The sequence below is a fragment of the Arthrobacter sp. ISL-72 genome (assembly GCF_018613755.1).
GTDB lineage: Bacteria > Actinomycetota > Actinomycetes > Actinomycetales > Micrococcaceae > Arthrobacter.
Genome location: NZ_JAGGPP010000009.1, coordinates 104,953 through 126,648, shown reverse-complemented (window position 1 = coordinate 126,648; position 21,696 = coordinate 104,953). Strand labels below are relative to the sequence as shown.

Annotated in this window: 18 protein-coding genes; 12 read left to right on the top strand and 6 right to left on the bottom strand. The window is 67.2% G+C overall.

Annotated elements, in window-relative coordinates:
* Positions 1–56 precede the first annotated feature (56 nt).
* From J7I92_RS10965 to J7I92_RS10950, 4 genes are all read left to right on the top strand, one after another.
* Complete coding sequence (locus J7I92_RS10965; protein ID WP_214840374.1) at positions 57–1,028, top strand: MIP/aquaporin family protein; 972 nt, start codon at positions 57–59, stop codon at positions 1,026–1,028.
* Between the two features lie 61 nt (positions 1,029–1,089).
* Positions 1,090–2,262 (top strand): exonuclease SbcCD subunit D, encoded by a 1,173-nt coding sequence (locus J7I92_RS10960; protein WP_214840373.1) that lies wholly within the window; start codon positions 1,090–1,092, stop codon positions 2,260–2,262.
* Positions 2,259–5,336, top strand: a complete 3,078-nt coding sequence (locus J7I92_RS10955) for an AAA family ATPase (protein ID WP_214840372.1) — start codon at positions 2,259–2,261, stop codon at positions 5,334–5,336. Before J7I92_RS10960 ends, J7I92_RS10955 begins: the two co-directional genes overlap by 4 nt.
* A gap of 109 nt (positions 5,337–5,445) precedes the next feature.
* Entirely contained in the window at positions 5,446–6,849 is a 1,404-nt protein-coding gene (locus J7I92_RS10950; RefSeq protein ID WP_214840371.1) for an MFS transporter, read from the top strand.
* A 78-nt stretch (positions 6,850–6,927) separates the two neighbouring features.
* Here the strand turns inward: J7I92_RS10950 and J7I92_RS10945 are convergent, their stop codons facing one another.
* On the bottom strand, positions 6,928–7,659 hold the full coding sequence (locus J7I92_RS10945) for an IclR family transcriptional regulator (RefSeq protein WP_214840370.1): 732 nt from the start codon (positions 7,657–7,659) through the stop codon (positions 6,928–6,930).
* A gap of 143 nt (positions 7,660–7,802) precedes the next feature.
* Between J7I92_RS10945 and J7I92_RS10940 the strand changes: the two genes are divergently transcribed.
* The 3 genes from J7I92_RS10940 (at position 7,803) to J7I92_RS10930 (ending at position 11,335) form a co-directional block, all read left to right on the top strand.
* Positions 7,803–8,339 (top strand): flavin reductase family protein, encoded by a 537-nt coding sequence (locus J7I92_RS10940; RefSeq protein WP_214840369.1) that lies wholly within the window; start codon positions 7,803–7,805, stop codon positions 8,337–8,339.
* Positions 8,340–8,407: 68 nt separating this feature from the next.
* The gene (gene hpaB / locus J7I92_RS10935) at positions 8,408–9,862 is read left to right on the top strand and encodes a 4-hydroxyphenylacetate 3-monooxygenase, oxygenase component (protein ID WP_214840368.1); all 1,455 of its coding nucleotides are present in this window, start codon (positions 8,408–8,410) and stop codon (positions 9,860–9,862) included.
* Positions 9,863–10,003: 141 nt separating this feature from the next.
* A complete protein-coding gene (locus J7I92_RS10930) occupies positions 10,004–11,335 on the top strand; it encodes an MFS transporter (RefSeq protein WP_214840366.1) in 1,332 nt (443 codons plus the stop codon).
* A 103-nt stretch (positions 11,336–11,438) separates the two neighbouring features.
* Here the strand turns inward: J7I92_RS10930 and J7I92_RS10925 are convergent, their stop codons facing one another.
* From J7I92_RS10925 to J7I92_RS10905, 5 genes are all read right to left on the bottom strand, one after another.
* Complete coding sequence (locus J7I92_RS10925) at positions 11,439–12,266, bottom strand: alpha/beta fold hydrolase (RefSeq protein WP_214840364.1); 828 nt, start codon at positions 12,264–12,266, stop codon at positions 11,439–11,441.
* Between the two features lie 4 nt (positions 12,267–12,270).
* Complete coding sequence (locus J7I92_RS10920; protein ID WP_056426240.1) at positions 12,271–12,600, bottom strand: biotin/lipoyl-containing protein; 330 nt, start codon at positions 12,598–12,600, stop codon at positions 12,271–12,273.
* On the bottom strand, positions 12,593–13,639 hold the full coding sequence (locus tag J7I92_RS10915; RefSeq protein ID WP_396020374.1) for an alpha-ketoacid dehydrogenase subunit beta: 1,047 nt from the start codon (positions 13,637–13,639) through the stop codon (positions 12,593–12,595). Before J7I92_RS10915 ends, J7I92_RS10920 begins: the two co-directional genes overlap by 8 nt.
* A gap of 25 nt (positions 13,640–13,664) precedes the next feature.
* Positions 13,665–14,738 (bottom strand): thiamine pyrophosphate-dependent enzyme, encoded by a 1,074-nt coding sequence (locus tag J7I92_RS10910; protein WP_396020372.1) that lies wholly within the window; start codon positions 14,736–14,738, stop codon positions 13,665–13,667.
* Between the two features lie 110 nt (positions 14,739–14,848).
* Positions 14,849–16,234, bottom strand: coding sequence for an amino acid permease (locus J7I92_RS10905; protein ID WP_214840361.1), 1,386 nt, complete (start codon positions 16,232–16,234; stop codon positions 14,849–14,851).
* A 174-nt stretch (positions 16,235–16,408) separates the two neighbouring features.
* Between J7I92_RS10905 and J7I92_RS10900 the strand changes: the two genes are divergently transcribed.
* The 5 genes from J7I92_RS10900 to nadC all read left to right on the top strand — a co-directional run bounded on the left by J7I92_RS10900 (position 16,409) and on the right by nadC (position 21,696).
* On the top strand, positions 16,409–16,879 hold the full coding sequence (locus tag J7I92_RS10900; protein WP_214840360.1) for an Lrp/AsnC family transcriptional regulator: 471 nt from the start codon (positions 16,409–16,411) through the stop codon (positions 16,877–16,879).
* A gap of 137 nt (positions 16,880–17,016) precedes the next feature.
* Positions 17,017–17,727, top strand: coding sequence for an NrtR DNA-binding winged helix domain-containing protein (locus tag J7I92_RS10895; protein WP_214840359.1), 711 nt, complete (start codon positions 17,017–17,019; stop codon positions 17,725–17,727).
* Positions 17,724–19,037, top strand: a complete 1,314-nt coding sequence (gene nadA, locus J7I92_RS10890; RefSeq protein WP_214840358.1) for a quinolinate synthase NadA — start codon at positions 17,724–17,726, stop codon at positions 19,035–19,037. Before J7I92_RS10895 ends, nadA begins: the two co-directional genes overlap by 4 nt.
* Positions 19,034–20,770 carry an L-aspartate oxidase gene (gene nadB, locus J7I92_RS10885; protein WP_311380265.1) on the top strand — a complete coding sequence of 579 codons (1,737 nt, stop codon included), beginning with the start codon at positions 19,034–19,036 and terminating at the stop codon, positions 20,768–20,770. Before nadA ends, nadB begins: the two co-directional genes overlap by 4 nt.
* Positions 20,767–21,696, top strand: a complete 930-nt coding sequence (gene nadC / locus J7I92_RS10880) for a carboxylating nicotinate-nucleotide diphosphorylase (RefSeq protein ID WP_214840357.1) — start codon at positions 20,767–20,769, stop codon at positions 21,694–21,696. Before nadB ends, nadC begins: the two co-directional genes overlap by 4 nt.

Below are 21,696 nucleotides of genomic sequence, written 5' to 3'. Positions count from 1 at the left end.
GCCCGCACTCCCGCCGCGATCGCCGGCCGGGCAACGAAGCAAAGGATTTCCAGAACATGACTTCCCCTGTGCCTGCACACCCGACCCCAGGCCCCGATTTGCCCGCAGCTCCCGATGCGTTCAAACCGGGACTTGTGGCCCGTTTGTCAGCCGAGGCCTTTGGAACCCTGTTCCTGGTGATCGCCGGGCTCGGCGTGCCGCTGTTCACGATTCCCCAGTCCAACCCGCTGTCCGCCTCCCTGGCTGCAGGTCTTGCCGTCACCGCCGCCATGCTTGCGTTCGCCTATATTTCGGGAGGGCACTTCAACCCGGCGGTGACCCTGGGCAATGCCATCGCCGGACGGATCAGGCTGCCGGAAGCAGCGGCTTACCTCGGCGCGCAGCTGGTGGGCGCCCTCGCCGGGACGTTGGCACTCTTCGGAATCCTGCGGACCGTCCCCAAAATCGAAGACACCCGGGCAGCGTTCGACACCGTGACCGCCGGCTTTGGCGAGCACTCCATCATCCAGGCGCCCATGGCCGGCGTGCTTCTCGTCGAGGTCCTGGGCGCAGCCCTGCTGGTGGCCGTCTTCCTGGGCACAACGTCAGCACGCAACACCAACAAAGCCGCGGCCCCGTTCGCGGTCGGGCTCACGCTGGCCGTCCTGCTGCAGCTGGGACAGGCAGTCGGCAACACGCCGTTCAACCCGGCACGGGCAACCGCGTCGGCCATCTTCAGCAACTCCTGGTCCCTCGAACAGCTCTGGCTCTTCTGGGTCGCGCCCCTGGTGGGCGCCGCCATCGCAGGCCTCGTGTTCCGCACTTTCGCAGACACCCCTGCCGCAGTGCCCGCCGTCTTGCCTGCGCGGGGGCCCGGTGCAGCCGGCGCCGCGGAGCCGGACTCCGACGAAGATGATCCCGACACACTCGATGCGCTCGACGGCGACCTCGACGGCGGTCCCGACGGCGACCGCGACGAGCCTAAGCCTGCTGGCAGTTCCCCCGACGACGACGCCCGCGAGTTCTTCGACGGCAAGCGCGGAAAGTAGTTGCCCGGCTGTGCCGTGTCAGTGCCGCAAAACTGTCGGTGCCCGCGGATAGCTTAAGAACATGCGGTTATTGCACACTTCCGATTGGCACCTTGGCAGGTCGTTCCACGGCGTCGGCATGCTGGAGGCCCAGCAGGATTTCATTGACCAGCTGGTCGAATTTGTCGGCACGGAGAAGGTGGACGTCGTCCTCATCGCCGGCGACGTCTACGATCGCGCCCTGCCGGGCGTGGATGTTGTCCGGCTTCTTGACGATGCCCTGGTGCGGCTGACGGATGCGGGCGCCCAGGTGGTGCTCACCAGTGGAAACCACGATTCAGCCATCCGCCTTGGCTTTGCCTCAAGGCTGCTGGAGCGCGGCGGAGTGCACCTCCGGACGAGGCTGGCCGAACTGGACGTGCCCGTGCTGTTTCCACTGGACGGGGCAGCGGACGGCCCGGTGCTGGCGGTCTACGGCATTCCGTGGCTTGAGCCGCGGCTCGTCGCCGGGCAACTGGGCGTTGAGCCGGCCAGCCACTTCGAAGTGACGCGCGCGGCCACGGAGCGGATCCGGGCCGATGTGGCCGCCCGGGCCACGAGCCGTCCCGTCCATTCCGTCGTACTGGCCCATACCTTCGCCAGCGGCGGCATCAGCTCGGACAGCGAACGGGACCTCAGCATCGGCGGGGTCGGGGCCGTCCCGCTGGACCTCTTCGACGGATTTGGCTACACCGCCCTGGGCCACCTGCACGGCAGGCAGTCCCTGTCACCTGCGGTGCGCTATTCGGGATCACCCCTTGCGTATTCATTCTCCGAGGCGAAGCACCGCAAAGGCGGCTGGCTCATCGAAGTGGACGCTGCCGGCATCGGCGAAGTCAGGGAAGTCCTGTGGGACGCGCCACGCGCCCTCGCCGTCCTGCGGGGCACCCTGGACCACCTGCTTACCGCCGAGGAACACGGGTGGGCCGAGGCAGCCTACTGCCAGATCACCCTGACGGACGCCCAGCGCCCCGCCCATGCCATGGACAAACTGCGCGGCCGCTTTCCGGACACGCTGGTGCTGGGTTTCGAACCCGACGGCGGCGCCCCGGACGCCAGGATGAGCTACAGCAGCAGGCTCGCCGCGGCGGATGACGACCTGTCCATCTGCTGCGGCTTCCTCGAACACGTCCGGGGCCGCAGCACTGACGACGCAGAGGCGGCGGTCATCGGCGAAGCACTCGACGCCGTGCGCCTGGAAGAGATGTCACTGTGAGGATCCACCGCCTCGAAATTTCCGCGTTCGGCCCCTTCGCCGGCACTGAGCACATCGACTTTGACCGGCTCAGCGCGCATGGACTCTTCCTGCTGAACGGGGCAACCGGCGCGGGCAAGACCAGCGTGCTGGACGCCATCTGCTTTGCCCTTTACGGGTCTGTGCCGGGCGCCCGCCAGGACGGCAAGCGCCTGCGCAGCGACCACGCCGACGCCTGCGCGGAGCCCCGGGTGACCTGCGAGTTTTCCGCCAAGGGCCGGCACTTCGAAGTGTCCAGGACGCCGGCGTGGAACAGGCCCAGCGCGAGGGGCAGGAACGGATTTACGGAGCAGAAGGCCAACACCCTGCTCCGGGAACGTGTTGACGGGCAGTGGGTCGAGAAATCCGGGCGGAACGACGAAGCCGGCGCGGAAATCAGTTCCGTGCTCGGCATGGACCGCGAACAATTCACCCGGGTGGTGATGCTGCCGCAGGGCGACTTCGCTGCTTTTCTGCGTTCCAAGCCCTCCGAGCGGCTGGAGTTGCTGCAAAGCCTTTTCGGGACGCAGCGGTTTGAAGCCGTTGAGCAGGAACTCGCCCGGCGGGCCGCCGAAGCCCGCGCGGAAGTCGCCGGCCTGAACAACCAACTGGACCTGCTGCTGGCACAGGCCCGGTCCGAAGCGGCGGCGCCGGAACAGGAACTGCCGGGGGACCGCCCCGCACCCGAAGATCCCGAGGAACTCCTGGATTGGCTGCAGGAAACCGCGGAAAACCGAGCCGCGGCACTTCATACGGCAGCGGACGGGGCCGAAGCAGGGCGGGTCGAAGCAGCAGGCCGCCTCGAGGCCGCCGAGGCACGGGCTGCCCGGCAGGCGAAACTGGCAGCCGCGGAACTTCGGCGGTCGGCAGCCGACGCCGCAGCGCCGGAACTTGAGGGGAAAGCCCGGCAACTGGGCCTGCACCGCAAAGCCGAAGTGCTTGGCGGCCAACTCCAGGCCGCGGACAAAGCCGCGGCCGCCGAGCAGCGTGCCGCCCAGGCCATGGTAACGGCGGCCAAGGAATTGCACGCCGCGGTGCTTCTGGATCCCGAGCTTGCTGCCCTGTCTACCGGCAGCGGCGGCCCAGCCGGCGGCAGTGAGGGAGAGTCCTTCTTCGATGACGCAGTCCTGCGCAGCGAGCTCAGCCGCCTGCGGTCCCTTCGCGCGGTGCTCCAGGAAAGGCTGCCTGACGAGGAGAGGCTGGCCGGGCTGACAGCCCGCCGCGCCGGACTGCAGAAGACGCTGGACCGGCTGCGGGACGAAAGCCGGGCCGGTACCGCCGCCCTTGATGGGATGCGCACCGAGGCAGCCGGGCTGCTCGCAGGCTTAAAGCCACTCGAGGAGCTTGCGGCCGAATCCCAGCTGCGGACCAAGGAAGCCGCCGCGGCAGAAGAGCTTGTGGCTGTCGTTGGCCGTTACGGCACCGCCGTGCGGCTGAGTTCAGGCGTTGCCGAACGGCACCGCGCTGCCCGGGACGACCACCAGAACCACCGCCAGCGCTGGCTGGATCTGCGGGAAGAGCGGCTCGCCAACGCCGCGGCGGAGCTCGCTTCCCAGCTGCAGCCAGCCCGGCCCTGTCCTGTCTGCGGCAGTCCGGAGCACCCGTCTCCCGCCCCCGCGGCCTCGGCCGCGCTTGCCATCGCCGAAGCGGAAAGGGCTGCGCAGGAAGCCTGCGAGGCAGCTGAAGCTATCCTTGCAGCACTCGACCGCGAACTTAACGAGGTGCGCCAGCACGTCGCCGTCCTGGCCGCCCAGGGCGGGGATACGCCGCAGCATGAAGCACTTGCGGACGCCTCCCGGGCTAAGGAACGCGCCGCCGAAGCCTGCCTGGCTGCAGCCGACCTCGCCACAAGCCGGGAACGGCAAACGGAGCTGGACGAACAGATCGCGGCCGCCGAATCAACGCACGTGGCCACCGCTTCCGACGTCGCGAAGACGGAGTCCGCCCTGCTGGAAGTCCGGCAACAGGCAGAAGCCTTGGACAGGGTGCTGGGCAAATTGCGTGCCGGGTATCCCACCCTTGGGGACCGCATCACTTCCCTGGCCGGAACCACCGCGCTTCTGGAACGAACAGATGCAGCCCGCACCGGCCTGGAACAGTCCGTGCTGCGGAGCAAGGAAGCCCGGCAGCAACTGGAGGAGGCGCTTCCCGAGTCCGGTTTCGAATCCGCCGCGGCGGCACGGGCCGTCCTGCTGACGGCCCAGGAAGCGGACCGTCTCGAAGCCGCAATCCGGGCCGGCCATGATGAAGCCGCCCGTGTCGGCGAACTCTTTGCCGGCGAGGAGCTCACGTTGGCTGCGCGGGAGTTGGAGGCTGACGGCCCAGTCGATGCCGGCGTGCCGGGGCAGCTCCGCGCAGAAAACGCTGCTGCCGAGCGAAACGCCCGGCAGGCCGTTGTCGCTGCGGGCCTTGCTGATAAATCGGTGCTGACCGTGCGCCGGATCGCGGCAGACTACGCCCGGCTCGCCGCCTCAGGCCAGGGGCCCCGGGAACGTGCGTCGCTGCTGACCGCTGTGGCCGAAGCCGCCCGCGGGGCCGGCGACAACTCCTACCGCATGAGCCTGAACAGCTATGTCCTCGCGGCCCGGCTCGAGCAAGTCGCCATCGCCGCCTCCGAGCGGCTGATCGGCATGAGCGATGGCCGCTACACCCTGCAGCACACGGACGCCAAGGCAGCCCGGGGAGCCAAATCAGGTCTCGGCCTGGAGGTTGTGGACCAGTGGACGGGGCAGCGCAGGGACACTGCCACTCTGTCCGGGGGTGAGTCTTTCATGGCATCCCTGGCCCTGGCTCTGGGCCTCGCGGACGTGGTGCAGCACGAGTCCGGCGGAGTCGACATCGAGACGCTCTTCGTGGACGAGGGCTTCGGCAGCCTCGACGAACAGGCGCTGGAACAGGTGATGGACGCGCTGGAGGGCCTGCGGGACGGCGGCCGCGTGGTCGGACTGGTGAGCCACGTCCCGGAAATGAAGCAACGGATCAGCACCCAGCTTCAGGTGGCCAAGGGCCGGAACGGTTCCACCCTGCGTATTTCCGACGACGCCGCCCCGGCCTGATCCCCGGGGCGGGCGAGCGGCCGCCCGGGCCTCCGTTACACTGGAAAAGTTACCGGGTCGCGCGCATCGGGAGGAGGGACGATGCGCATTACTGAGCGAACCCGGAACAATGACCACTTCACTTTCGCGCGGATCCGCCGCATCACCATCGGCCGCGGACACCGCATCCTCCGCCCCTCCTGCGGAGCAGGATTTACACTGCGCTCCCTCGCGCACAGTCAGCCGCTATGCGCGGCTGCCGCAGCTGGCCGGCAAGGGCTTTCTCCCGCTGGGACTGTTCGCACGTCTTCCTCTGGCCATGCTCACTGTCGGCGCCCTGACCCTGGTCACGGCAGTAGCGGGCTCCTATGCGGTCGGCGGTACTGCCGCCGGGGCCGTGGGCATTGGCTCCGCCCTGGGAGCGCCGGTCCTCGGCGCTTGGGCGGACCGGCTGGGCCAGCGGCCAGTGCTGCTGTTCGCCGCATTTTTCAACACCGCCGCCGTCCTGGCCCTGATCCTGGCCGCGTACCTGGTACCCGTCGGGCTTGACATCGCATCGGCCGTCCCGGTCCTCGCCGCTGCCTTCGTGGCCGGAGCGAGCTGCCCCCAGGTGGGCCCGCTGGCACGCGTCCGCTGGATGGCCCTGACCGCCCATGGCAGCAAGGCCGGGCGTCCTGAGGACCTGGACGCCGCCCTGTCCTACGAAAGCACTGCGGACGAACTGACCTTCGTGCTCGGCCCCGCATTGGTCGGTATCCTCGCGAGCCTGGTCGCTCCGTGGCTGCCGCTGGCGCTCGCTGCGGCACTGACCCTCACGCTGGTTCCCGCCTTCGCCGTGCACCGCACCCACCTCGCCGTGCCTGTGAGTGGTCGACGGCGACGGAGTGCTCCGGCTGCTGCGGATTCCGCCGCCCCTGAGCCAACAACACCAAAGACAGGTACCCGCGAAACAAGCGGTGCCCGCAGCAGGGGCATGGCCGCCGTCGTCCTCCCGTTCCTGGCCATGGTGTGCATGGGAACATTCTTCGGCTCGACACAGACCGGGCTGAGCTCCTTTTCCGCCAGTTTCGCCACGGCCGAAATTGCCGGGCTGCTCTACGCCGTCATGGGACTGAGCTCCGCCGCGGCCGCACTGAGCGTTGCTTACTGGCCCCAGCGCTTCACCCTGCAGGCACGCTGGATGGCCAGCGCCGTTCTGATGGCAGGCCTCGCAGTGCTCCTGCTGCTGCCGGCGTCAATGCTGTCCATGGTGTTCGTCCTGCTGGCGCTGGGACTTCCGGTGGGACCGCTGATGGTCACCGTGTTCGCGATGGGCGGGGTGATGGCGCCGGCCGGGCGGCTGGGAACCGTCATGACGGCACTCGCAAGCGGCATTGTCGCCGGCACGGCGCTGGGGTCCTCCGTTGCCGGCCAGCTGGCACAGCACCAGGGGTATTCCGCGGCGTTCCTCGTGCCGGTCTGCGCCGCAGCGGCGCTGCTCGTCCTGGGAGCGGCTGCCGCCGTCGTACTCCGCAAGGGCCGGCCGGCGCAGTAGCCGCGCTAGGAGGACAAGGACGCCTGGCGCCCGGGGCGGCCAGGCGGCCAGCCCGGCAACGCCTCCCGGCCGCTGCCCCTAGAGGAGTTGCTTCTCGATGCGTGCGGCGCTCGAGGTCAGGGCTGCCGCGACTTCAGCAGGATCCTGAGTGGAGCGGATGTAGACGACGGCGACCGAAGCAGGGCGGCCGCCGGGCACGTTGATGGGGGCCGCCAGCGAGGAAACCCCGGCGATGACTTCATCGTGGCTGGCCGCGTAGCCGCGCTTCCGGGCTTCGGTCGCCTCGGCCCGGTACGGGATGTCGGGTGCCAGCACGTTCCAGGCCTGTTCCGTCAATGCCGACTGGATGGCGATGCCCGGGGCGCCGGCGCTGATAGGGTGCCGTGAACCGGGGTGCTGGACAACGGTGGCAGCCGAGTGCCTGGGCTCCACCGTGACGAGCGTGATGCAGTCCTGGTGGTCCCAGACCGCAATGAAGGCCGTCATGTTCAGGGTGTTGGCAAGCTGGGTGAGCTCCGGCAGGGCCGCGGCCTGCAGATTGCGTGAAACCCCGCGCGCCAGGACGGCCAGGCCGGGACCCGGCTGGACCCTCCCGGCGTCGTCCCGGACCAGCAGCGAATGGTCTTCCAAGGTGCGCAGGATCCGGTAGGCCACGGAACGGTGGACCCCCATCGCGTCCGCTAGTTCCGCGATAGTGAGCGGCTGCTCGGCTTCCGCCAGGATTTCCAGCGCGCGGATTCCGCGCGAGAGCGTCTGGGAGGGGGAGGCCTGGGCGGGCGCAGCCCGTGCGGTGCCGGCAGTCTGAGTCATGCTGTCCATCCTAGGCGGGGGATCGGTGCACTGCCCGGCGGGTCTTGTGTTGCACGTCACTTTGAGTTAGCGTTCCAAATGGGAACTATATGTTCAACTATAGAATAGTTCAAATATAGAACAGACAATCCAAGGGATCAACGATGATTGCCACCCCCCGGTCAGGAGAGGTTCCCGAGGTTGCCGGCAGGGCGACCGCCCCGAGGTCGCACCATTTCCGCGGCAGCCTGGGCAGGTTTGCCACCGGCGTCGCGATTGTGACATTCGACGGCGTCACCAAGCGCCACGGCATCACCGTCAATTCGTTCACGTCCGTCTCCATGGAGCCGCCCCTGGTGCTGGTGAGCATTGCCCGCACTGCCAAGACCCATGACGAGCTGGCCGGCCGTCCCTTCACCGTGAATATTCTCGGCGCCGAACAGCGGCAGCTGGCCCTGCACTTCGCCGGGCGCCCCGGACCCGAACCGCGGTGGGTGGAAGGCGGAACGGCGCCGCGCCTCTCCAACGTCCTCGCGTACTTCGAATGCAAGCCCTGGGCCGAATACGACGGGGGCGACCATACCCTGTACCTCGGCGAAGTGGTGGACTTCAACTACCGCAGCGGGGACGCCCTGGCGTTCGCCAACAGCACCTTCACCACCATCCCGGAGAGCCAGCTGGGGATGGAAGACCTTCTGTAGAGCTGGCCTGCGACGCCTGGGAAATACAAAACAAACTCCGTGCAGTTCAACGACGACTGGAGAAAACAATGGGTATCCGTACCGGCCGGCAGTACCTGGACAAGCTCAATGCGATGTCACCGCACGTGGTGATCGACGGGGAAGTTGTCAGCGAAAAAATCGCCGAACACCCCGCCTTCCGCAACGTGGCCAGGTCCTACGCGAAACTCTTCGACATGCAGCACGACCCCGCCTACCAGGAAGCCCTGACGTATCCCTCGCCAACCACCGGTGACCTGGTGAACGCGTCGTTCCTGGTTCCGAAAACCATCGAGGACCTGCAGCGCCGGCGCAAGGCGATTTCCACGTGGGCGGAATCCTCCAACGGCTTCCTCGGGCGCTCGGGAGACTACATGAACTCCTCGTTGACGGCGCTCAGCACGGCGGAGAAGTGGTTCGCGCAGGCGGGCCCGAAGTTCGCCGAAAACATCCGCAAATACTACGAGTGGGCGCGCGAGAACGACGTCCTGGCCACGCATACACTCATCCCGCCGCAGGTGAACCGCTCTGTTTCGGGGTCCGAGCAGATGGGCGGACAGCTGACGGCGCGCATTGTCGAGGAGCGGGAGGACGGCATTGTGGTCAGCGGCGCCCGGATGCTGGCCACGATCGCGCCGATTGCGGACGAGCTCCTGGTGTTTCCCTCCACGGTGCTGCGGGGAACTCCCGAGGACGCGCCGTACTCCTTCGCGTTTGCCATCCCCAACGATGCGCCGGGCCTGCGGTACCTCTGCCGTACGTCGCTGTATAACGGCGGCAGCACCCATGACGAGCCGCTCGCCTCGCGCTACGAGGAGATGGATGCGGTGGCGATTTTCGACAAGGTGTTCGTGCCGGGCGAGCGGATCTTCATGCTCGGCCATCCACAGCTCTGCAACGCCTTCTATACGGAGACCGGAGCGGGTGCGCTGATGACGCACCAGGTGGTCACCCGGACCATCGCCAAGAGCGAGTTCTTCCTCGGGCTGGCGTCCGAGCTGGCCGATTCGATCGGCATCGACGGATTCCAGCACATCCAGGAGGACATCGCGGAACTGATCATCGACGTCGAAATCGGCAAGGCGCTGGTGCGTGCATCGGAGGCGGACGCCCAGCTGAACGAAGCCGGAGTGATGCTGCCCAGGTGGTCCACACTGAACGCGGCCCGGAACTGGTACCCCAAAATCGCCCAGCGCTTTCCGCAGATCATCCGCAAATTCTCCGCCTCCGGACTCATGGCGCTGCCGGGCGAGGCTGACCTCAACAGCGAGGCCAGGGCGGACATCGACATGTACCTGCAGGGCAAGACCCTGACCGGCCCTGAGCGCGTCCGCCTGTTCAAACTGGCCTTTGACGCCTCAATTTCCGGTTTCTCCGGCCGGCAGTCCCTCTATGAGTACTTCTTCTTCGGGGATCCGGTCCGGATGGCCGGCGCCCTCGTCAACAGCTACGACCGGGAGCCGGTCCGCGCCCGCCTCAGGGAGTTCCTCCACCGGCAGGACTGACCGCGGCAAGATTTATGTGCGCTTTATCACATACTCTAGTATCCTCATACCTACTGACCGTTCGATCGGTAAATCGCGCGGCGCCAATCCATCTCGGTAGTAGCACTTTCCGGTAGCACTGCCCCCAGCCACGGAGTTCCAATGACCGCAACTTCACACGTTGATTCAGAGACGGGTCCCAGCAGCAAGCGCGAGGAACGCAAAGTCCTCGCCGGGACGCTGGTCGGCACCACCATCGAGTGGTACGACTTCTTCATTTTTGCCCAGCTGACGGGCACCCTGCTCTCGCCGCTGTTCCTCACTCCGCTGCAGCAGTCCAACCCCGGACTGGCGCAGATCCTGTCCTTCGCGCTCATCGGCATCAGCTTCCTCTTCCGCCCCTTGGGAGCCGTCATCGCCGGCCACCTCGGAGACCGACTGGGCCGCAAAGCGATGCTGGTCTTCACCCTCGTCATGATGGGGGCGGCCACGGCGCTGATCGGCGTGCTGCCCACGTACAACCAGATCGGGGTTCTGGCTCCGGTGCTCCTGATCCTCCTCCGGATCATCCAGGGCTTCTCCGCCGGCGGTGAATGGGGCGGCGCAGCCCTGATGGCCGTGGAGCATGCCCCGATGAGCAAGCGCGGAATCTTCGGCGCCTACCCTCAGATCGGCGTTCCGGTGGGCATGATCCTCGCCACCGGCCTGCTGTTCTTCCTGCGCAGCGGCATGTCGCAGGCCGATTTTGACGAATGGGGCTGGCGCGTACCGTTCCTGCTGTCGATCGTGCTGATTGTGGTGGGCTACCTGATCCGGCGGGCTGTTGCGGAAAGCCCGGTCTTCCGGGAAATGGCTGCCCGCAAGGCAGAGAGCAAGGCTCCGCTGGGAGAGCTCGTCCGCCACCACAAGAAACCGGTTCTCTACTCGACCCTGATCTTCATCGGCAACAACGCTGCCGGATACCTCCTGATTGCATTCTTCATTTCCTACGCAACGCGCTCGCTGAAAATGCCTGCCCCGCAGGTGCTGCTCGCCACGACGCTGGCCTCTTTCGGCTGGCTGATCTTCACCCTTGTGGGCGGCTGGCTGTCGGACAAGATCGGCCGGGTCAAGACCTTCCTGACCGGCTACGCCATCATCTTTGCCTGGATGATCCCCATGTTCGCCCTCATCGACACCAGGGACATCCTGCTCTACGGGGTGGCACTGTTCGTCCTGACCATCGGCCTGGGCCTGTCCTATGGCCCGATGTCCGCCATGTACGCGGAAATGTTTCCAGCCAACGTCCGCTACTCCGGCATCTCGATCGGCTACGCCTTCGGAGCGATCCTGGGCGGCGCCTTCGCTGCCACCATTGCCGAATCGCTGCTGCAGAGCACCAAGTGGACCGGCTCCATTGGTATCTACATCATGATCCTGTGCGTCATTTCTTCCGTCGGCGTACTGCTGGCCAAGGAAACCAAGGGGAACCTGCTCGGCGTGAGCCGCCACTAGGCAGTATCCCTCGGGAATCCGTGTCCCGGGGAAGAAGAGCGGCGGGCGGCAGACCTGTTAAGGTCTGCCGCCCGCCGCTCTTTTGTGCCGGATGGAACGCAGCTCAGACGGCCAGGAACTCCGCCGCCGCCTGCTTGAAGACCCTGCTGGTGATCACGTTGCTGTGGTTCCGGCCCGGAATCAGCAGCTGCTCCACCAGCGCCCCGGACTGTGCTCCAAGCTCGGCGAGGTCGGGCATGGTTGCGGCGCGTTCGTCCTTGTCCCCGGCCACCAGGAGCATCGGCATGTGCGGAACGGCTTCGGCCGGATCGAAGGGCTCGCCCTTGATTGCTTCCACGAGTGACAGCAGCGCAAAAATGTTGTTGCTGGGCAGTCCCTGCGCCATCTTCAACAGGCCGGCGGTGGACTGGTCCGCGATGGGAGTGCCGTCGGCAAGATAGCGCTGCGCGGCCACCAGGTCGAAGGCCGCCAGCGGATCCGCGATGTTGGGGCCCCCGAGCACCAGCCGGTGAACCAGTTCGGGCTGGGTGGCGCCGAATTCCCAGGCAAGCCGGGATCCCAGCGAATAGCCGATCAGGTCGAGCCCGCTGCCGGGGTCGCCGTCCTGCAGGGGCCGGACGCCGGCGTCGAACGCCACCTGCAGCAGGTCCGCCCGGATCCTGCTCGGGCTGTAGGAGTCCATGTCTTCCGGTGCGCCGCTGCGGCCGTGGCCGGGAAGGTCCACAGTGATGACGCGCCGCCCGGCCTCCAGCAGCGCAGCGAGCCAGCCGGTGTCCTGCCAGTTGAGCTTGGTGGAGGAGGAGAAACCGTGGAGCAGCAGGACGGGCCTCAGCCCGGCATCGGTTTCCGGTTCGTGCACCTCCACGTAAAGCTGGGGATCGGTACCCTCCACTGTGTGGTGGTGCTGCTCGCCGGTATGCCTGCCGCTCATCATGTCAGTCCTCATCAAGTACGGCGCTCAGGCGGACCCGGCGCTTTGGTGCCTCTTCCTTCGGGACCGTGCCCACGATGCCGGCGGTGTTGTCCGGCACCTCAAACACAATCAGGGGCTCGCCGACATTGATCTTGTCACCGGGCCCGCCGTGGATACGCACCACCTTACCCGCCTGCGGGCTCGGCAATTCAACAGCGGATTTCGTGGTCTCCACCTCGACGAGGGGCTGGTTGCGCTCAACCTGGTCGCCGGGTGCAACCAGCCATTCCAGCACGGTCGCCTCGATCAGGCCCTCGCCGAGATCGGGAAGCGGGAAGGAAATTTCAGCCACGGCGGTACTCCAATACTCGCTGGATGCCAAAGAGGATCCGGTCGATGTTGGGGATGTATTCATCTTCGAGGTCGCCGGAGGGATACGGGACGTCGAAGCCGGTGACGCGCTCCACGGGTGCCTTGAGGGTGTCGAAGCAGCTCCGCGTGATCAGTTGGGCGACTTCGGCGCCGAGCCCCGAGGTCAGCGGCGCTTCGTGGACGACGACGGCGCGGCGCGTCTTCCGCACGGACGCCTCCAATGCTGCTTCGTCGATGGGTTTGAGCCAGCGAAGGTCCAGGACCTCAATGTCGATTCCGTCCTCGGCGGCGAGTCCGGCCACCTGCAGGCAGCGGGCCACCATGGCGCCCCAGGCCACGAGGGTCAGGTGCCGGCCCTCGCGCATGACCTTGGCCCCGGTGGGGGAGCCGCCGCCGGGGGAACTGCCGTCAGGGGGACTGGTTGCATCCGCGGAGTCGAAGTGGACCTCACCCTTCTGCCAGTAGCGGGACTTCGGCTCCATGAAGATGACAGGGTCCGGACGCGTGGCCGCGTACTTGAGCAGATGGTAGGCCTCGTGCGGGTTCGACGGCGACGCCACCTTGAGGCCGGGGACGTGGGCGAAGAGTGCCTCCAGGCTTTCGCCGTGGTGCTCAGGGGCGCGGATGCCGCCGAAGCTGGGCACGCGCAGGGTGATCGGCATGGGCAGGATTCCCCGGCTGCGGTAGTTCATCCGGGCGATCTGGCAAACGATCTGGTTGATCGCCGGGTAGGCGAAGCCGTCGAACTGGACCTCCGGGATCGGGTGGAAGCCGGCCATCGCCAGGCCCACGGCCATGCCCAGGATCCCGGACTCGGCCAGCGGGGTGTCAAACACCCGGCCGTTGCCGTACTTGGCCCGCAGCCCGTCCGTAACGCGGAAAACGCCGCCCAGCCGCCCGCAGTCCTCACCAAAAATAAGCGCCTTGGAGTTTTCGGCCAGCACTTCGTCCAGGGCAAGGTTCAGGGCCTGCTGCATGGAAAGCTGTTCAACTCCATGCCGGGGACTCCGGTTGTCCATCGAGGGCTCGCTTTCAAGAAGGACGTCAGACATGTTCGGACTCCTCGCGCCAGCTGGCTGCCTGGGCCCGCAGTGCGGGCGTGGTTTCCTGGAAGACCAGATCGAACATTTCGCTGCCGGGCCGGGGCCCGAGGGCCTGGATGCCGGCACGGATTTCTTCCTCCTCAGCCTTGGCCGCGGCGAGGGCTTCGGCGAAGAAGGCCTCGCCGGCCACGCCGTCGGCCAGCAGCCGCTGCCGGAACCGCTCCAGCGGGTCCTCCCCGGCGCCGTCGCGCTCTTCGTTGAGCGAACGGTACCGGCCCGGATCATCGGACGTGGAGTGCGGGCCGCGGCGGTAGGTCATGGCCTCGATGAGGACGGGCCCGTTGCCTGCCCGGCAATGGGCGAAGGCCCGCCGGGTCGCGTCCACCACGGCGACGACGTCGTTGCCGTCAATCCGCAGCGCGGGAATGCCGTAGCCGGCTGCGCGGCCGGCCACCGAACCGCCTGCCACCTGGAGTTCGGTGGGCAGCGAAATAGCCCAGCCGTTGTTCTGGACGAAGAAAACCACCGGAGCCTTCATGACTGCAGCGAAGTTCATCGCCTCATGGATGTCGCCCTGCGAGGAGGCGCCGTCGCCGAAGTAGGCCATGGCCACGCCGAGCCTGCCGTCGGCGGGGCCGGTCAGCGTCTGGCCATGGGCCCAGCCCACGGCGTGGAGCACTGACCCGCCCACCACCGCCTGAATCGGGGCCAGCCGGGATTCCAGCGGATCGTACAGGCCGCCGTGCCACGTGGCCTTGTGGGTGGACATGTAGGCCACCATATCCACCCCCATGGCACGGGCCACACCCAGTTCACGGTAGGTGGGGAACACGAAGTCGCGGGAGGTGTCCACGGCAAAGCCGCTTCCCACCTGGGCGGCCTCCTGGCCGAGCTCCGGGGCATAGCCGGGGATGAGTCCCTGGCGCTGCCACGCGATGGCCGAGGTATCCAGGTGCCGGACCGAAACCATCAGCGAATACAGCGCGCGGAGCTCGTCGTCGGTGAGCGGCGGGGCGGCGGGCCCGGACAGCGGGACGGCCTCGCTGCCGGTGGCCGGTGTTGGCAAAGTATCCATAGCTGTGACCATAGTCACCTGCCGTAGGCTGTGCAATCAGCTCAGGATTGGCTGGCCAGACTGTCGAAAACTGTTCCCGCGCGGCAGCTTCCGTCTAGCAATTTGTACAGCTAGTCGAGCGGGGTGGCCTGCCGCTGCTTGGTCAGCTTCGCGGCGACCCGGCAGGCCGCGGCGATCGCTGCGATCAGGACAATGGTGCTGACCAGCTGCCGGCTGCTTTCGGCGTTGCTGAATCCGACGGCGAAGATCAGCCCCAGCAGGACGAGCCCGAAGATTGTCAGGCCCGGGAAGCCCTTCATCCGGAGCGGAAGCTCGGTGCCGTCGCGGTCGGCTCGGTGGCGAAGGATCAGCTGTGAGACCAGGGCGGAGCCCCAGACCATCAGGCAGGTGGAGCCCACCAGCTGGAAAAGCGCCGGGAGGATCTGTTCCGGAAAGAGCAGCTCCAGCACGGCAGCAATGAAGCCGAAGGCCACGGACACGCCCACCGCAAGCACAGGCACCCTGGCTTTGTTGAGCCTGGCGAGGAACCGGGGAGCTTCGCCGCGTTCCGCCAGTGAGTAGGCCATCCGGGAGGCGCCGTAGAGGTTGGCGTTCAGGGCGGACAGCAGCGCAATGACCGCCACCAGCGTGATGGCCGTTCCGGCGCCGGGGATGCGTGCGGCGTCGAGCACGCCGGCGAACGGAGAGGCGAGGGCTTCGGAAGTGGACGGCAGGACTGCGGCAATGACAAACACCGAGCCGATGTAGAACACCAGGATGCGCCACAGCACCGTGCGCACGGCCTGTCCCACGCTGTGCCGGGGGTTCTCGGTTTCGGCGGCTGCCACACTCACGATCTCCGTGCCTCCGAAAGCGAAGATCACCACGAACAGTGCAGTGGCGATTCCGCCGAGGCCGGCCGGCGCAAAGCTGCCGGTGATGTTGCCAAGTCCGGGGCTCGCAACGTCCGGCAGGAGTCCGAGGAGCAGCGCTGCGCCGACGCCGAGGAACAGCAGAATGGCGGCGACCTTCAGGATGGCGAACCAGAACTCGAATTCGCCGAAGTTGTTCACGCCCGCCAGGTTGATGGCGGTGAAGAGGGCCATAAACACCAGTGCCAGCGCCCAGACGGGAACCACCGGCCAGATGGTGAAGAGGAGTCCGGCCGCGCCGAGGGCTTCAGCGGCAATGACCACCACCAGCTGCAGCCACCAGAGCCAGCCCACCGTGGCGCCGGCTGTCCTGCCCATCGCCCTTTCTGCATAAACGGAGAAGGCGCCGCTGGTCGGATTCGCCGCGGCCATCTCGCCCAGCGCCCACATCACGAGGATGATCAGCGTGCCGGCCACGAGGTAGGAAATCAGCACGGCGGGCCCGGCGGCCTGGATGCCCGCCCCCGAACCGAGGAACAGTCCGGCTCCGATGGCGCTTCCCAGCCCCATCATGGTGAGCTGGCGGGGTTTCATGCTGTGCCCGAGGGTGGTGGATGGGCGCTCTGCGATGGACTTCATTGTCATGCTTGCGAACCTTCTTGTGGTCGGTGTGGTAGGTCCTCGTGGGACATGTTGAATTTACCGCCCCGGGCGGGCCTCTTCGCGCACCGTCCGTGAGAGCATGGTGGCAGTTTGCAGGAATATCGTCATATTATTCGGCGATTTGCGACCTGGCCGGACAGCCTGAAAGGAAATTCGATGAACGTGGATGTCATGGACGCAAAAATTGTCCGGTTCTTTACCGATTCACCCCGGGCTTCAGTGCTGGAAGCCTCACGGGTGCTAAAAGTTGCCCGCGCCACTGTGCAGTCCCGGCTGGACCGGATGGCGTCGGCCGGGGTGGTCGGCCCGTGGGTTCCCCAGCCGGACCCCGCCCACTTCGGCTATCCGGTGGTTGCCTTCTGTTCGTTCACCATCAACCAGGACCTTGGCCACGACGCCGTCGTCGAAGCACTGTCCCGCATCCCTGAACTGATAGAGATCCACACGGTGTCCGGCAGCTTTGACCTGATGGCCCGGATAGCGGCCCGGTCCAACCCGGACCTGCAGCGGGTCCTGGATGCCATGATCGCCACGAAGACCGTGCTGAGGTCCTCGTCCGTGATCGTCTTGAACACGCATTTCCAGGGCCGCACGCTCCCGCTGCTGGAAGCTGCCGCCGCAATGTGACCTGAAGCATTTTGACAGAGGGCGGGGCGGCCTTACCATTAGTTCTAGTCAGTTTGACTATAACTAGCCAAAGCGCCTGCTGCGGGTGCCGGACAACGCCCACGGTTGACACGGGGCGGAAAGCGGGGTGAACCGCCGTGTACACAAGCTCTGCAAACGTTGCCGAACGGCAGTCCGCACCGCCGTCGTTGGCCATCTCCACGGTGATCTTCGCGCTGCGGCCGAGTGCGAAGTCGGGGCGTCCCACCCTGTGGATCCCGTTGGTCCGGCGAATCCGGGAGCCCTTCAAGGGCCTCTGGGCACTGCCCGGAGGTCCGCTGACCCACGCCGAATCCCTTCAGGACGCAGCGTCCCGGAACCTGCGCGAGACCACCGGGCTGGCACCCAAATACCTGGAACAGCTCTACGCCTTCGGCGGCCTCCACCGATCCCCGACGCAGCGCGTGGTGTCCATCGTCTACTGGGCGCTGGTGCAGCCCACGGAAGCGGCGCTCGCGGACGAATCGGAGAACGTCAAATGGTTCCGGGCCGACCGCCTCGGAGACCTGGCCTTCGACCACAACGCGATCGTGGACTACGCACTCTGGCGCCTGCGCAACAAGCTCGCCTACGGCTCCGTGGCCTACCACCTGCTGGGGGAGTACTTCACCCTCGCCCAGGTCCGGGAAGTCTACGAAGCGGTGCTGGACCGTGAGCTGGATCCCGCCAATTTCCGGCGCCAGCTCAAGTCCACGCCGGAAATCGAAGAAACCGGCGAATACCTGCAGGGCGGGAAACACCGCCCTCCCCGCCTCTACCGCTTTACCGGCCGCCCCGGCCTTGACCCAGATAACAGGAGCACACCATGAGCAGCGTCAACACGGCAATCCAGTTGATCACTCGCGAACAGGCCGAACAGAAGGCGCTCGGCCTGGCAGGCACCGCCGCGACCTGCAGCCCGGCGCTGGCCCGCGGACCCTGGGACTACGATCTGGCCGAGGCCCTCGCCGGCGTTCCCGCCTACGGCCCCGGTGCCTCGAGCGCGGACGTTGCCCCTGCCGCCACGCCCCGACAGGGTCAGCTGCCGGAGGAATACAAGAAGGCCAGCGACGCCGAACTGGATGCCCGGATCCGTGCCGCCAAGGCGACCCTGGGAGACAGGGCCGTGATCCTGGGCCACTTCTACCAGCGGGACGAAGTCATTGAGTACGCCGACTTCGTGGGCGACTCCTTCCAGCTGGCCAACGCCGCGCTGACCAGGCCGGACGCCGAGGCCATCATCTTCTGCGGCGTGCACTTCATGGCGGAGACCGCGGACATCCTGTCCAAGCCCGACCAGGCAGTCATTCTCCCGAACCTCGCCGCCGGCTGCTCGATGGCGGACATGGCGGACATCGATTCGGTGACCGAATGCTGGGAGCAGCTGGAAGAGCTGTACGGCACCGAGCCCGACGCCGACGGCCGCGTTCCGGTCATCCCCGTCACGTACATGAACTCCTCCGCAGCGCTCAAGGGCTTCTGCGGCGATCACGGCGGCATCGTCTGCACCTCCTCAAACGCCGCCACCGTCCTCGATTGGGCCTTCCAGCGCGGCCAGCGCGTGCTGTTCTTCCCCGACCAGCACCTGGGCCGCAACACAGCCAAGGCCATGGGCGTTCCCATGGAGCAGATGCCCATGTGGAACCCGCGCAAGGACCTCGGCGGCAATGACGAACAGACGCTGCTGGATTCCCGCGTGATCCTATGGCACGGCTTTTGCTCGGTGCACAAGCGCTTCAACGTGGGCCAGATCGAGAAGGCCCGCGCCGATTTCCCGGGCGTCAACGTGATCGTGCACCCCGAGTGCCCCATGGAAGTTGTGGACGCCGCCGATTCCGCCGGTTCCACCGACTTCATCAAGAAGGCGATTGCCGCTGCCACGGAACCCACCACGTTCGCCATCGGCACCGAGATCAACATGGTGAACCGGCTGGCGGCTGAATATCCCCAGCACACCATCTTCTGCCTGGACCCGGTGATCTGCCCGTGCTCCACCATGTACCGGATCCACCCGGGCTACCTCGCCTGGGTGCTGGAAGCGCTGGTCAACGGCGAAACCCTGAACCGCATCACCGTGGATGACGACGTGGCCCGTCCGGCTCGCGTGGCCCTCGAGCGGATGCTGGCGGCGCGGCCGTGACCAGGCCCGGGGCGGCCCGCAACAGCGTCCGGCCTTCCCGCCGCCTGGTGGTGGTGGGAAGCGGGATCGCGGGACTCTACGCTGCGCTTCTGGCAGCCGACGCTGAGGGAAGCTCCGCGGCGGAGGTGGTGCTCCTGAGCAAGGGGCAGCTGGAACACAGCAACACCTTCTACGCCCAGGGGGGTGTGTCCGCCGTGCTGGAACCCGGCGAAGCCGCCCCCGGTGACTCCGTCGAAGCCCACATCGCCGACACGCTGGCGGCCGGTGCCGGACTAAACAACGCGGATGCCGTGCGGATCCTGTGCACGGAAGCCGTGCAGGACATCGCGGGGCTGCGGCGGTTCGGCGTGATCTTCGATGCCGACGCGCAGGGAGGCACGGCCCTGGGCCTGGAGGCCGCCCATTCGGCGCCGCGAATCCTGCACGCCGGCGGCGACGCCACCGGCGCGCGCATCGCCCGCGGACTGATCGCGGCCGTCCTGGAGAGGGCGGTGTGCGGCAGGCTGCGCCTCGAAACAGGCGCTTTCGTCACCGGGCTGACGACGGCGGAGGGCAGCGTCAGCGGCGTGGAGTACCTGCAGAACGGTGAACTGACGAGCCTGCCGGCCGAGGGTGTGCTGCTCGCCACCGGCGGCGCCGGCCAGGTTTTCGCGCGCACCAGCAACCCCGCCGTCGCCACTGCGGACGGCCTGGCAATCGCCTGGCGGGCCGGCGCCGCGGTGGCCGACCTCGAATTCTTCCAGTTCCACCCGACCACCATGGCGATGCAGGAGACCGCAGGCGGACCGCCGCCGCTGCTGGTGTCCGAAGCCGTCCGCGGCGAAGGCGCGGTGCTGCTGGATGCCGACGGCCACCGCTTTATGCCGGATTACCACCACGACGCCGAACTGGCGCCGCGCGACGTCGTCTCCCGCAGCATTGCGCTGCACCTGGCCCGGACCGGGGCCCCTGCGGACAGCCCGGTGTTCCTGGACGCCCGCGGGATAGAGGCCGCCCGCGGCTCCGGTTTCCTGGCCCGTCGCTTCCCCACCATCAACGCCGCCACAAGGGCCGCCGGCTACGACTGGACTGCCGAACCGCTCCCGGTATCACCGGCAGCGCACTACTGGATGGGCGGGGTGTCCACCGACCTGCACGGCCGCACTTCCGTCCCCGGCCTCTACGCCGCAGGGGAGGTCGCCTGCACCGGCGCCCAGGGCGCCAACAGGCTCGCCAGCAACTCGCTGCTCGAAGGGTTGGTTTTCGGCCGCCGCGCCGTTGAGGCGTTCCTTGCTGATCCGGAGTCGCGGGACACCACTGCTCCGCGTGCTAGTTCGGCCGCTGGCGGCCTCTCTTTTACGCACGCTTCCGCAGCGCTGTCCCGCGACCTTGACCGGGGGGAGTGTGCTTCATCGGCGGTGGCCGAGGAAGTTGCTGAGTCTGTTCCTGGCCTCGAGCCGTTTTCCCGTGACGCCTTGCGGCGGTTGATGACTGCTCACGCCGGGGTTTTGCGCAGCGGGGAGCAGCTGCAGGAGGCGGCGGCCACGCTTGCCGCCTGGGCCGCCGTCATCCGTCCTGAAAGCTTTGTAGGCGTGACCGATCCGCGGGAGTTCGAGGACCGCAATTTGTTGCTGGCTGCGCGGTTGCTTGTGGCCGCTGCCCGTCAGCGGACGGTCTCCGTGGGCGCCCACTACCGTGCCGATGCGGACCACGCGCCGGCCCCCACCCATTCCATGCAAAGGATTTCCTCATGACCACCACCGTCCAGCAAACGCCGGCCCTGACGGGCGCTGAGCTCACCGGCAGCCTTCCCGAGGCCGCGGTGCAGGCTGTGCTGCGCGCTGCGCTCGCCGAGGACGCCCCCTACGGCGACATCACCTCGCAGGTGCTCATCCCGGCGGACGCACGCGCGACGGCCGTGCTGAACGCCCGTGTTTCCGGCGTCCTCAGCGGGGGAGCCGTCTTCGCGGCCGCCATGAAGCTCACCGACCCGGACGCCGTCATCGAATTGCTCGTGGCGGACGGCGAAAGGTTCAGCGCGGGGACGCATCTGGCGCGCGTCACGGGCAACGCCCGGGCGGTGCTGCTGGCGGAGCGGGTGGCGCTGAACCTGGTCCAGCGGATGAGCGCGATCGCCACAAAGACGGCCGAGTTCGTGGACCTGGTCCAGGGCACCAAAGCCAGGATCACCGATACCCGGAAGACGACGCCGGGGCTGCGCGTTCTGGAGCGCTACGCAGTGCGCTGCGGCGGCGGCGCCAACCACCGCTTCAGCCTGTCTGACGCCGTGCTGGCCAAGGACAACCACCTCGCGGTCATCACCGGCGGCGATCCGGCGAAACTCACCGCAGTGCTGAAATCGGCCCGGGCCCAGCTGGGCCACACCACCCACTTCGAGGTTGAAGTGGACCGGATGGACCAGGTGGAGCCGGTCCTCGCTGCGGGTGTCGACACCATCATGCTGGACAACTTCACGCCAGAGGAACTGGCAGCCGGCGTGGCCCTGGTGGACGGCCGCGCGCGGGTGGAAGCAAGCGGCAACGTCAACCTCCAGACGGTGGCCGCGATCGCCGCCGCCGGAGTGGACGTCATTTCCATTGGGGGCCTCACGCACAGCGTCATCGCCCTCGACCTGGGCCTCGACATTGAACTGCTGGACGTTGAACTGACGGTGGGCTGA